The following is a 12,923-nucleotide window of genomic DNA, read 5'->3' as shown; positions in this document are numbered from 1 at the left end:
ATGCCCAGATAATTTTCATCATCTGAGCATTAATAAAAGTGTGGTTTGTTGGGTAACTTATTCCCCAAACTGTAAAGCACAACTAATGGCAGTCTGTGCTGCAAGTGTGTCTTGTTCTGCTTGCTTCGCTTCTGCTTCCAGCTCATCCAGCCGTTCACGCAAGGTCATGGTAATTTCTTCCATTTCCCCATCTGGTCGCATACGACTAACTGAAATCTGCTGATCCGGATTCTGCATGATGATATCTAAAGCGGCTGATTCTTCTGGACCATCACCAAACAATGAGCCTTGTCGCGGATCTCCCATGGCATCAATTTCATCAATCTTGGATTGAATATTCTCACCAATGGCTTTTGTACTACGCTTGTTTTGGTCAAAGACATTCAGGAAGTCACGCGCACCAGGTGAAAGCCCATCATCAATAAGCTGACCTTGATTTAAATAATCCGGTACGGTCTGGCCATTGGCTTTCAGATCACTGAGCTTTTGTGCTGCTTGTGCCAAATCCTTGGCCAAAGTATTTTGATGACGACCACCCTGCTTCACTAAGCTATCAAGCTGTGCCAATTGCGGTGCAGCACGTAACAAGGCATTCAATACAGTCTTGCTGTCATCGTCCAGATTCTCAGCAAGACGACCAATTAATGACGAATCATTATAAGCACGCTGCATAATCGCAGATTCAATACGGCGTTTCCCTTCCTGGCTTAAACGTCCGTCACCGGTAATCACTGTGCCCTGTTCTGACTTTGGCAATGAGCCGACAAAGCCACGCACAAAGTCCATAGAGCCATCTAAATTAATTGAGCCATCATTGTTGATCTTCAGCAAAGAAGCATCAGGCAGACGATCTGAGTCGCTCACAGCACGTTCAGTTGCGGAGTACTGCGCCACATCCGACTCATTGGCCAGTTTTGCGAATTGCGTACGGTCGGTATCGGTTAAGCGTGTCCGGACTAAAACAGGATTATTGATACCCGCAATATCAATGCCGCGTTCAGATGCGTACTGTTCCAGAAAGGCCCGATATTCTTCAGCACGGCCCGATTCATAAGCCTTTGCAATGGCTAGTGTACGACCGTTACCAGACTCAACCACGTTGTCCATGCCGATAATCGGGGCACCATCAGACAGTTTTGGAGATTCACCAAGCAACTCAGGTCGCAGATCCTCGGCCATACGTTCAATCTGTTGACGTGATGCTTCACGGGTACGGTCACGCGGTTGTAGTTCCGATGGATAAAGCGGATTCACACCATAAGCCAGATCATTAGATGCAATCAGTTCGTCCAGTGATTTGACCTCATAAGCCATGTCATAGCTTGATCCATCCATGCCGATTGCAGTGCTGGTACCATTGCCACCATATCGAGCGCTTAGACTGTTCCACTTATTACGCCATTTGCCAATTGCTTGCCCGACCGTCATGCCCTCCATAGCATTGTTTTTCACAATGTCATTAGCGTTCTTTGGATCGTACTTACGAACCACATCGATCAAAGGAGTGTTAGGATCTGCTTTTAATACCGCAGACGCTCCACCTGGTCCAAGCAAGTGCCCTAAATAATGTTCATGCGGTTGCAGCTCACGGCCAATACTTTTCTTGATATGGCTTTCTGCCTGCTTCATATGCTTGAAGCCAATGCGGATCTGCTCATCAATATTGGATCGATCACCACCGCCCAAGTTACTCCACGACTTATCCAGCACCTGAAACAGACCATGTGCGGATGATGTTGGATTCTTGGCTGTATGGCTGAATGAACCACCTGTTTCAATATGAGCAATCGTTAAAGCTACATTTGGAGGAATCCCAGCCTGTTGTGCTTTACGTGCAATCGTTTTGGCATTGGTTGGTAAAGCCATGGTGTCGTAATTGACTGGCTTCTGCTTATCCTCACCATTAACCGGATGCACCACGTTTACCGGTCGACCCATGCGCAGAGCTTCAGTTGCTGTATCCAAGTTTTTAATATGGTTATTGGCCTGAACCGGATTGGCTGGCTTCACTGGTGCCAGCGTATCTTCAAACTCCAATTCATTTAAAACCAGTGCTGCCTGCTGCTGTTCTGGTGCGACATCGGGATTGTTAAGATACTTACCTGCACCGCGTGCTGCACCGAAAAACAGGGTATTCAGCAAGATATCTGTAGTGACTGATTCGGTTGTGACTTCGTATTTTTTAGCCTGTTTTTCATAGCCTTCAGATTCAAGAATTGCACCGGATGCAGCTTGGCCACCAATGGACAGACCAGATGCACCACCAACTGAAAGCAGGCCATCTTTAATCACGCCACCTGTGCCTTTAAAACCATAGGACATAGGCAAAGCCGTTGATACCGCAGCCACAGCACCATCAGTCAAAGCGACTTTTAAAGCGGTTTCTTCGTCCACGCCGTCACGGGTTAAGTCGCCATAGACATAGTTAGTCTCAGATCCACCAGTTACAGCCGCAGCACCAGCGATACCACCGACGGCACTACCAACTACTGCGCGTGTTGCATAGTCGCCTAGACTGAATGCGATATTGCCCACTGTGCCGGTATTTTCTTTGTCTTGCAGATAATCAATAGACTCGTATACCAGATCATCACGCGCCTTCTGCTTGCGCTCCTTGTAAGCAGAATACGGCTCGCTAAATTCTTCTTTGCCAACATCATCAAGGGAATATGAAACACGGTCTACAACCGCATCGACTGGCGCAGCAATCGCATCACCGACTTTGGCAAAGCCAGCTGCTGCACCACGAAACGGTGCAGCCACTTTAAACAATGCGCCAGATTCTTCTTTCTGCTCAATAGGTGCATAACTCACACCTGGTGTGTTGAGCTGATCAACCTGCTTTTGATCATCAGTGGAGTATTCAGATAGCCAGTTACTCATTACTTGGTTGCTCCCTGCATGTTGATCCGCCACATCACGCCACCAACTTGCAACGGCGCACCACGTTCATTGATCAGGTCATATTGGATTTCGCCTTTCTTGGATCGCTTGTCAGATCGGCGCAGGCGTAAATCTTCCAGTTCGGCTGTGCTGATACCAGTGGCCTGAGAAATCGCGGCATAACCTTTGCTGACTTCACTTTCAAAGCGGTCATCATCCATGCCGTATGGCTTCGATACCTTCCATGTCTTTTGATTGCCGTACTTCACGCCTTGTTCATATACGCCACCAGTGGCCATGCTTAATGCAGTCTTGACCAGATCCTTGCTCATATCGTCCTTGTCTTTGTGCTGGTAGCCATTGCGCTCAGACAGATGCACATAGATCGACTTGAATGCCGAATAAGACATATTTGCCGTTTCTCCGGATACAGAATTACCCACGTACTTATTGAACTCAGAACGCAATAAATCGTCCTTTGGAACAACCAAGGCTTTATTTTTAAGTGCCTGAGTGCCGGAAATAATCGCAGCTGCTACATCTTCACCTTGTTCCGAACGATAGTTATTGGCACGTGCCACACCGGCCATAAGATATGACAGATCACCACCGCCAAGCTGCCCCATGGTTGCAGACCAGATCTTACTGCCATTTGGTACGCCTTTAGACTGGTTGATTAACTCACCAATAAAATCCAGCTTGTCATTCACAGACTTGGCTTCAAACGCTTGTTTAGCTTCTGCCAGATCTTCTGCAGCAATAGGCTTCACCACAATGTTTGGATCTTTAAGCGCCAATTGACTCACGCCGTTATCAATCGCCTTTGCAGCAAATGATTTAGGGCTGCCTTTCAACTCACCAGCATTCAGGCTATGTATTTCTAAACCTGCTTCACGGACTGCCTGATTCGGATTATTTTTTAATGTTTCTGTCTTTTCCTTATGGATTGACTCATACACGCCTAAAATCTTTTCCTCATTCACAGCATCAGTGGTCTTGCTATTCTTGGCACGCGCCTTCTGTTCATTGATACGCTTTAGCTGCTCAGATGTAGACAGGTTAGAAAACTGCTGAAAATTATTGGACTGTGATTTGTAGAAGTTATATTCGGCTTCATGTTCAGTACCGACCACTGCACCGCCTACACTTGCCAGATAATCATCATCTAAAGCACGACCAGTCAGCACCTGAGATTTAAAATCATTCAGAACTTTGCCGGCTAATTGCAGACGCTTATTTTCCTCAACTTCAACCTGTTTATTGATTGCATCGATCCGGCTCAGCGCCTGAGCTTTTTTCTGCTGCAGTGTTGGGCCATCGGTAAAACCAAAACCACCGTTATCCATTTCGGTAATGAGTTGCTGCAGGCTGGCTGTGTCCTTGTTTTCAACCGCCGAAGTAATACGCCCATCAATATCTTGCAGGTCACGTGTGCCTTGGTATTTATAAATGAGTGCCTGTTTCTGTGCTTCTGGTATGTTCAAGCTCTGAATGTTGGATTTGACGTATTCAGCCCCAGCTTCACGATCCATACGTGTACCGATCTCAAGATAACGATCAGCAAGTACAGTGCCTTTCTTGGAGTCTGCGCTTAATTGCAATGGCAGGAATGCAGTGGCATTACGGCTCACATTGCTAGACCAGTGCTGACTTAATGCTTGGTGAGCATGCCCGGGCAGCTCACCTTCCATATCTTTGAAACGCTTTTCAGACCATTGCTGTAATGTTTTATTGGCTACATCAGCATTCATTGCGCCGTTGGCCACATCGTTTTTAAGCAATGTAACCTGCTCTGATAGCTCGGTGGTCAGTACATCATCTAGCTTAACTTTGGCTTCTTTCTCAGCTAGATCATTGTGATAAAGCTCTGCGCGTTTGGCAGATACATCGGCTTCATCGGATTTTCGTCTGCGTTCATCCATGATGCCGTCGATTGTCTTACCAATACTTCCGAGTCCGGTCATCGGCGTATGCTGCTGCATCACTGGTCGAGACACATCCCGACCTTGAGATTTTGGAATTAACGCCATTACTTCCACCCTCCGCCTGTTGATGCTGCACCCATAAAGTCAGATGCGGCTTGCATCGCATAATTATTACGTTGCATCTTGCCCTGCATGCGAACCTGCTTGGACTGATATCCAGCATCGGAGATATTGAGAGAAGCGTTATAGGCTGCATCAGAAATATGCTCATCCTGAAGCATTGCTGCTGCACCCACATCAACATTCACACCATTTTCCGCAGCCTGTGCACGCGCCGTTGAAGCATTGCTTTTGCCTTGCCGCTTCATCTTTTCGGCTTCTGCACGTGCGACTGAATTGATAGTTTTGGCATTACCTTTGGACACCGCATCTGCCATTTGAGCATTTGCCATGTTTTGAACGCCTTGCATGATTCCGCCTGGATTGCACATGATTAGACCTCCATTTCCAGAACATAGCCGACCAACTCAAAGCCTAGAGATTCATACAGCTTCACAGTACGTTCAGCATAAATGCCGGTGATGGTGCCGACTTGAATACGATCTGCTTCATTCATCTCTGCCCATACCTTAAATGTTTCAATCAGGTCACTGGCTGCACCTGATTTACGATACTCCGGCAAAACATAAAGACCCTGCTCATAAGCAAGTTTCTGGCCTGTTCGCCAATCAATATCAATCGCACCGATCAATGTACCGACCGGGTTCTGGTACTCATCTATCACGATCAGGATAGACTCAAGCTCATTAATCAAATGCGTAAATACATTACGCGCCCGCTTTTCATCAAAGCCCTGTTTCTTAAACCGTGGTGATTCACTGGTCAGACGCTTGCCCCAGTCAACAAGCGTGTCTAAATCTTTTAGTGTTGCTGCACGTACAAGCATCTTTATCTCTCATTCATTGATACCAACATAGCTACACTCTGGACGTGGAAAGGTAGCGGTTTGTTGTGTGTTATTTTTAATTCCATTTCGTGCAAGGTTGACCAGCCATTCATGCTGACACTGACCGGCCCCGTATAGGTCAGGTTCTGGAAGGCAGACTGATTAAATGACTTGTGTTCCAGATCGTATTGGTTGCACTGGCCACCAATTGAATTACGGATATACAAGACCGTTTCATGCGCCTGGATCTTATGGAACATTGCAGTATTGGGAACTTGACTGTGATCCGGTGGCAGAAACTCAACTTCCATATTGAACGGCTGGCCAGCAAACCAAGTGCCGGATGTTGGCTGGTTGTCATCGTAGAAATAGCCATCTGCATTCTGGAATCGGTACTGTGTGCTGTTATGCAGGTTTCTGTTTGCCAATGCGCCGTTATGCGCAATCTCACAATCCATGAATGATGTTTCGTCCAGCTGCTCAAGCACAACCGAAGTTTTACGCGTAACCAGCATGAAGCACAGATCATTGCCTGCAGCTTGGGGCAAAGCACAGATTGAGCGTACAGATCCACCAAAGTCATGCTGTGCCCAGGCATTCATCTCCTGATCACGGTTTAAAGTAATACTGGCCACCTTGCCATCATTGAGCACCATCCAAACCAGACTGTACGGCGTTTGCTGATAAGTCAGTTCCTTGATACCGCCATGATCTTCTGCAATGTGTGGTGCAATCGCTGACAGCTCCGGACTGACCAGACCGTCTACTTCATAACGATAAGACAAGGCACGCAGACGGTTACCGCCACGCTGTACGAATAGCAGTTCATTACCCACCAGACACGGACGAACATTGGATTGTGCGCCGTAAGTTGTATGCTGTTCGATCTGTGCAGATGCTGGTGTAAATGCACCGGTTGAACTGATCAGAAACTCAGATCCACCAGTAAGCGCCACCACACCACCACGTTGTGCTAGATGCAGAATGTTGTCTGCTTGTGCAGAAGATGAAGCCATGCTGAATGCACTGGCATCGTCCGTTGCTTCCAAGAAATCACCATCATTCCCGATTGCACTAACCCATAACTGGTTCGGGTTGTTCTTTGTGTTGGCAAAGACCAGGCGCTGTTTGAAGAATGTCACCGTGGATGGGTAGCCAGTCGCTGCTGTAAACGCTGCAGTATTTAAGGTCCATGATTTGGCAATGGCCTGAACTTGCGCATTCAGCTTAACAATGACTTCTCCCAGCACACCCGTTGGAGAAACATAAGAAGTAATTTTGACTTGGCCGCCATTAATCGAAATGATTGCCCCCACATGCGCAGGAATGAATACAGACGCATCACCTGCAGTCACAGATTCCCAATCGGTACTCTCAGCTGCTGGAACCTGTCCAGTGCTATCCGCTATTGCACGCCATGTCTGGCCAAGATAAATAACACGCTCACCAATGATGTAATTTTCCGTTGAACTCCAGTTCGGAAAAGCAGCTGCATTCAGTGAAATGGTTTTGCCCACTTCCACGCCAGTCGGCGTTAATGCCACGTTAGGTGTGGTATTAATTTCATCCACCGGTGCGGTGACAAAAGTGAATTGATCAAAGTTCCAGTTATCAAAGTCCTTACTGCAGACCAGACGATGTACCGGATGATCACCTTGGACAAAGAACATGCGATAGCGTGAGTGTGCCACTTGGATCTGTGCAACTTTGGTCGCTGTGTTGTACGGCGTACTTCCTGTATGGACCACGGATTGTGTTAAAGGGTCATACACCTGCAGAGTATTAATCCCCAAGATCAATAGAAATGGATTATCCGAGTTCGGTACAAAAGGGATCAGGCGCAATGCACCTGCGAAGATGCCGCGAAACTTAGTACCTGGACGTTTCTTTGCTCCACCTTCCACCAGTGGAATAGCATTTAACAGTTTCTTTGCGCCGTTGCCATATTGCTGCACATCAGTTCGGGTATGCAGTAACGGTGATAGCTCACCGCTGGACAGGTTGTTTTTAAGTAGCCATTGCTTCATTAGTAGCGACTCCCAATATAGCGTGATTCTTCATAGATGATGTCTTCAGAAGGTCGTTCTTGTGCATTGATCGTACGTGCACGCTTGATCAGATCACGATATTGCGCTTCTGCAGATTGCCCTGCTGCATCACTGCCGGTATTCGGCTTACATAGCTTTGCGGCCATCTTGAGTGACATGGCTTCCACCAGCATTGAATCCCAAGAATCTTCGTTATCGTTGTCAAAAACATATTCAAGGTTGATCTGGTTGGTATTGGCCAGAATGTAGCGATTCTCTACTTCGTATTTTTCTGTATTGGCGCTGATGATCCGAATGAAGTCACGTGGCAATGGGAAAGAATGGGTATAACCAAAGGCCGGATATGTGGTGACTGGCGCAAGAATGGTACGTTTTTTTGCACACGACCACGGATGATCACGGAGAGTGGATTTCCGCACCTGGTCATAGATATTGCGGCAGCGTTCAGCACGTGCTGTGTTCTCGTCAAATGATGCAATATTGCTATCCCCGATCAGGCTTAAAGCATGATTGACGATGGATGTTCTGGTTGTAATAGACATAAAAAAGCCCTCAATTTTTAATGATCTTGAAGGCTTTTAAGGATTGGTTTGTTGGGTATTGCGTTTACTCATCCAGCCATTTTCCGCATTTCCGGCACTCTATCTGTATAAAAATATCAGATTCATAGTCAAAATCGTGAAAGCAGAATAGACGCTTAAAAAATTGGAGCATAATACATCTCCCGAGTAAAAAAGACCCGACACCCTTCTCCAAAGATGTCGAGCCAAAGCCCCTACTTAGCGAAGGAAGTCGATCAAGACAATCTTCTGCTCGTTGGCACGTGCCGCACCATAAGATGCGATACCGCCGATCTGTTTCACGTTTGATTTGTCAGCACGGGTAACAATGTCAAAGTTAGAGATCGTATTACGGCCATAGTGAGTTGAGCCTTTCGCAACTGCAAAGGTACGACCTTCAGTATCACCGCCTGCACCATCTGCCAGCTCTTCATAAGGCAACCAGATAAAGCCACCCCATTTTTTAGCCACATCACCATCCTGAATCTGCTGGATCGTGTCGCGGTCCCATTTGGTCAGCTCTTCATCTACCAGAATCTGTTCAAGGATTTCTGAGTTATAGATCATGTATAGCGGCAAGTTGTCACACTGGTTTTTACGGAACAAGGCACGTGCTTTGGCAATCTTAGCCTTATTCATTGGTGTGGCAGATGCTGCAATGGTTTGACCTGCTGGCACCGCTGTAGCTGTGTAGCTTTCGCCGTCTGCAGTTTTACGCTGTACCGATGCACCAAGTGACGTGTAAATTACACGGTCACGCTGACGATGCTCTGCAGCTAGACACGCTTGCATGTATGGTGAAGTCGGATTTGCTGAAAGCTTCGCTTCATCACGTGGATCGATTGGTACGAATAGACCGTAATCTTCCATTACTGCCAAACGTGTACCGGATTCTGGTACAGACCATTTGGTATCAGCAAATCGAGTCGTCATCTTCTCCATTTCCACTGCGCCAAGATCATTGACTGTGAAAGATGAACCTTGGATCTGACCGCGATCATGCGCCAGTACCTGAAGAACTGACTGTGTTTGTTGACACTGAATTTCAAACGCATCGTGAAATTGACGCTTGAATGCGGCGGTAATCATCCCGCCATTTGTAGCCATGTCTTGAGCCATGTTTTACTACCCCTTAATCTACGTATTGTTTTGCATACCAAGCGTCTACACGTTGCGTCACTGACTTGTGATCAGGATGATCTGCGTTACGGTATGCTTCCGACATTTGCAATTGTTGAATGGTTTCGCTACCACTTTGCTGTGTGTTCTGTGGCGGTGAATCTTCTTGAATGTGCTTACCAATAGCAGCTGCCAGCTTTAAAGCACCTACTGGTGAGTCCAGATCCGAAGCCTGAAAACCTAATGCTTCAATGGCCTGTTTAGCCAGATTCACATTTGCACCAAAGTCATTACCCCATTCTTCCTGCAGGGCTTCCATTTGAACGGATTGGTGTTGTTCATAGGCTTTAACGACCGCTTCAACCTGCTTATTGTTCATGCCTTCAACATGGAATGATTGCAGTACTTCAGCGTTATCCGCTTTAAAAGCATCAAAATCGAAGCCATCAATTTCAACTGAATAAGCATCGGCAGATTCTGGCACCGCTTTTGCTGGATCTGTTTCAACTGGTGCCGGTTCTGCTGGCGGAGTACCCGGAGTCGGTTGTGGTTCTGCTCCCGGAGTTGGTGCTGGAGCTGGAACTGGTTCAACTGCTGGTACGTTCTCTGCGTTTGGGATCGGTTGTTCATCCATTGTTTTGCTCCATGTGTGCAAGTTCTAATTGCTCGTTATAACGAGGATCATTTGCTGTGTTGATTCGGTTAATAATGAAGTCCACGACTTCCGCACGGCCAAGACGGCGGCAGGTTTCGCGTTCATCATCGGTAAATGGATTGCGCTTAAAACGCGTTGTAAGTTCTTCTAAAATGCGTTGGCCATTCGGCTCAATATCAAAGTGAATCTGGTAGGTTTGCGCCGTTGGCTTTCGATGTGAACGCCATTTAACGTGGTGGCCAAAACCTAATTCGCCCTCTTGCTCCTGGACTAGCTCTTTAAATTCCCGATCAGGCTGAGCCTTAAGATTGGCAAGCTCATTCTTAAGTGCTTCAACTGTTTGCTTTTCTTCATAAAGCCAAATCTGAATCTCATTAACCGCATTTTTATTAAATTCGCTCACAGCTTCTACAAGCTGCTTAGACCGGTAACAGTTCCACCAGCCGTAACACGCAATCAGTAAGAGGATGGCCAGAACGGTGATAATTAAAATCATTGCATCACCTCACTGACCATTTGTGCTTCCAGACCTTTACCCATGCCCTGTGCGACTGCACCGGTCATCTGTTGTGCCATAGCTGCTTCTTGCTCCTGTGCAGCTGCCTGTTGCTGTTGTTGTGCTTTCTGTTCACGGTATGCCTGAAGTTCATCCGTAGTACGCATGATTGAAGTTGGTGCACCCAGACCAGCTGCTAGTACTTGTGGAACTGCATCAAGATTGATGTTGTCCAGTGCATCCGGAGCGACTTCAATAATTGATCCAAGTGAAGCCATAAGACGTTCAATACTGGCCACTTCCTCAAGCTTCTGAGCGCGTGCCAGGGGTGAAATAAACTTGAATGAAAGGTTGCGACCCTGTAGATCCTCTGGTGCTTCGCCTAATGCTTCTGCCCGATATGCCAGACCAAAAGCACGATCAAGAATAGGAACCAGTAATTCAGCCTGTGCACGGCCATATAGCGGCCCGAGCTGCTGCCGAATCATGTCGACACGTGCATAAATCTCTGCGGCCGTAGGTGGTGTGTTGTAGTGCTGAGCCATACCATCAGCCATAAGCTTTCTGCGTATGCTGGATTGAAGACGATCTAACAGCGGATCTGCGACCTGAAAGCCCCGACCACTATCCAGGCGCTTCATTGAATCCACGTTTCCTGCAGGAACGATCTTGCCGCCACCGATACGTACAGTACGTGGATTTAAAATCCCGTCATCCTCAGCAATCCAGAAACCGAGTACATCAATCTCGGCACTGCGTAAGGTGTCACGCATCAAAGCATTGGCTGATTTAGCATCTGGTAACGCCGTAGACATGATGCCAATTCCGTACACGCTGCCCGGGATCTTTCTAAAACGTGGTACCGCACAGGGAAATTCGTTATAGCCAGATTCCTTCAGAATATTTTTCCCATCCACTTCCACATGATATGAAGCAAAAGGCATATTCTTCGGCAGCAATACACGGTTGGTCATTGATGCCTTGACCTTGCGTGGTTCAATCACATGCACAATCTTGAAACGGTCATCTGGTCGGCTCTGGTAAGCATTACGAACTGCATCACTTACTTTGCTCTCACCAAACTCTGTCACCAGCTGTGCAGCGGTTTTGGTGTATTCGCGGTAAATCGTATCTACTTGCCCATCTGGACGCGTGGAAGCAATAAAGCATTCACCGATTGGCCAGCACTGATAAGTGAAGCCACCGCCTTTTTCACGGTCAATGTCTTGATAAACCACACCCCAGCCAGCAACGGCGAAATCAATGATCATGTCGTAGATTTCACTGTCAAAGTTTGCGCCGTGGATATTACGAAATAAGAATTGTGCGACCTGTTCAAGCCAGTGTTCACCTGGTGTGAGTTCAGCTTGATCGTCCATACCATCAGGCACAGCTTTAAACCAGATCGCGTTTGCAGGTGTGGTACCTGCAATCAGGTTAGATACAAAGATCAGGATTGATTCGGCAGCAGTAGAATCCAGCAAATCAGCACGCTGTTTTTCTCTTGTGCCTTCGGAACCTGAACTACCACTAAAACACTGTTGGCGCTCAGGTGCTCCGTACTTGTAGCATTCAGTCCAGTGGGCTTCATATTTGGCACGTTCTGCCCGAAGCTCACCCAACCGTTTGCAAATTTGACTTGCTCGATCACTCATGCCTTAACCGCCTAGTGTTGATTTCTTTTCATCATCAGATGCAGAAGAAAGCACTTCAGATGCCTTACGCTTTTTACGTGTGGCAATCTCTGCATTTTCCGCTGTCTGTGCCTCTGCTCGGGCTTTGGCTTCCGCTGCCTGAGCGTCATAGCCCTTGGATGCTGCCTTGGTATCAGTCAGACCAATGGCATCAGTCACAGTGCTAATGGCCTTGCCTACGAATCCACCACACATAATTAGATATCCTTAAGTTCTAGACCGTATTTGCCTTGGGACCAGCGCTGTTTTTTCTTCACTTCAATGCCACCCGACTTTAATAACTGGTCGAGTTTCTTTTCGATGCGTGCTTGGTTTACAAGGATCTGGCCAATACGTGAGTCTTCGACAGGTTCAACTAGTGCACCTAGTGAACTGGTTTCATTAGTAGACTGGTCTTGTGGCGCTTCAGACGTTTGACCTGTGATGTGTTCTAACGCTGCATCGTCCTGTTCTGCTGTGCTGACTGGTTCCGGTGCTTTCTCTGTTGCACCTGGTGTATTTACTTTGCGAGCTGCCATAAAAAAACCCTATTCAGTGGTTGATTGAATAGGGTTACTGTGGGGGTGTGGGTGTTCTGCTTTATTGTGTATTTTCAGG

12 protein-coding genes are annotated in these 12,923 nt (G+C 47.1%); all 12 read right to left on the bottom strand.

Features of this window, described 5'->3' with window-relative positions; genetic code table 11:
* Window positions 1-57: 57 nt before the first annotated feature.
* Complete coding sequence (locus tag LOZ91_RS10580) at window positions 58-2,883, bottom strand: lytic transglycosylase domain-containing protein (protein ID WP_244783168.1); 2,826 nt, start codon at window positions 2,881-2,883, stop codon at window positions 58-60.
* On the bottom strand, window positions 2,883-4,913 hold the full coding sequence (locus tag LOZ91_RS10575) for a methyl-coenzyme M reductase (RefSeq protein WP_244783167.1): 2,031 nt from the start codon (window positions 4,911-4,913) through the stop codon (window positions 2,883-2,885). The genes LOZ91_RS10580 and LOZ91_RS10575 overlap by 1 nt, the downstream gene beginning before the upstream one ends.
* The gene (locus tag LOZ91_RS10570; protein WP_244783166.1) at window positions 4,913-5,299 is read right to left on the bottom strand and encodes a hypothetical protein; all 387 of its coding nucleotides are present in this window, start codon (window positions 5,297-5,299) and stop codon (window positions 4,913-4,915) included. Before LOZ91_RS10570 ends, LOZ91_RS10575 begins: the two co-directional genes overlap by 1 nt.
* Before the next feature lie 2 nt (window positions 5,300-5,301).
* Window positions 5,302-5,754: a GNAT family N-acetyltransferase gene (locus LOZ91_RS10565; RefSeq protein WP_180050354.1), complete on the bottom strand. Its 453-nt coding sequence runs from the start codon at window positions 5,752-5,754 to the stop codon at window positions 5,302-5,304.
* A gap of 2 nt (window positions 5,755-5,756) precedes the next feature.
* Complete coding sequence (locus LOZ91_RS10560) at window positions 5,757-7,781, bottom strand: carbohydrate-binding protein (protein WP_244783165.1); 2,025 nt, start codon at window positions 7,779-7,781, stop codon at window positions 5,757-5,759.
* The gene (locus LOZ91_RS10555; RefSeq protein ID WP_244783164.1) at window positions 7,781-8,344 is read right to left on the bottom strand and encodes a hypothetical protein; all 564 of its coding nucleotides are present in this window, start codon (window positions 8,342-8,344) and stop codon (window positions 7,781-7,783) included. Before LOZ91_RS10555 ends, LOZ91_RS10560 begins: the two co-directional genes overlap by 1 nt.
* Before the next feature lie 237 nt (window positions 8,345-8,581).
* Window positions 8,582-9,481 (bottom strand): phage capsid protein, encoded by a 900-nt coding sequence (locus LOZ91_RS10550; protein WP_244783163.1) that lies wholly within the window; start codon window positions 9,479-9,481, stop codon window positions 8,582-8,584.
* 13 nt (window positions 9,482-9,494) lie between these two features.
* Window positions 9,495-10,115, bottom strand: coding sequence for a hypothetical protein (locus LOZ91_RS10545; protein ID WP_244783162.1), 621 nt, complete (start codon window positions 10,113-10,115; stop codon window positions 9,495-9,497).
* On the bottom strand, window positions 10,108-10,632 hold the full coding sequence (locus tag LOZ91_RS10540; protein WP_244783161.1) for a hypothetical protein: 525 nt from the start codon (window positions 10,630-10,632) through the stop codon (window positions 10,108-10,110). Before LOZ91_RS10540 ends, LOZ91_RS10545 begins: the two co-directional genes overlap by 8 nt.
* Complete coding sequence (locus LOZ91_RS10535) at window positions 10,629-12,287, bottom strand: portal protein (protein WP_244783160.1); 1,659 nt, start codon at window positions 12,285-12,287, stop codon at window positions 10,629-10,631. The genes LOZ91_RS10540 and LOZ91_RS10535 overlap by 4 nt, the downstream gene beginning before the upstream one ends.
* 3 nt (window positions 12,288-12,290) lie before the next feature.
* The gene (locus LOZ91_RS10530; protein WP_244783159.1) at window positions 12,291-12,521 is read right to left on the bottom strand and encodes a hypothetical protein; all 231 of its coding nucleotides are present in this window, start codon (window positions 12,519-12,521) and stop codon (window positions 12,291-12,293) included.
* 2 nt (window positions 12,522-12,523) lie between these two features.
* Window positions 12,524-12,844 (bottom strand): hypothetical protein, encoded by a 321-nt coding sequence (locus tag LOZ91_RS10525; protein WP_244783158.1) that lies wholly within the window; start codon window positions 12,842-12,844, stop codon window positions 12,524-12,526.
* Window positions 12,845-12,923 lie beyond the last annotated feature (79 nt).

The sequence above is a fragment of the Acinetobacter sp. F-1 genome (assembly GCF_022869025.1).
In the GTDB taxonomy this organism is placed as follows: Bacteria; Pseudomonadota; Gammaproteobacteria; order Pseudomonadales; family Moraxellaceae; genus Acinetobacter; species Acinetobacter pseudolwoffii.
Note: the sequence above shows the minus strand (reverse complement) of the source record. Positions and strands in the feature narration are given on the sequence as shown.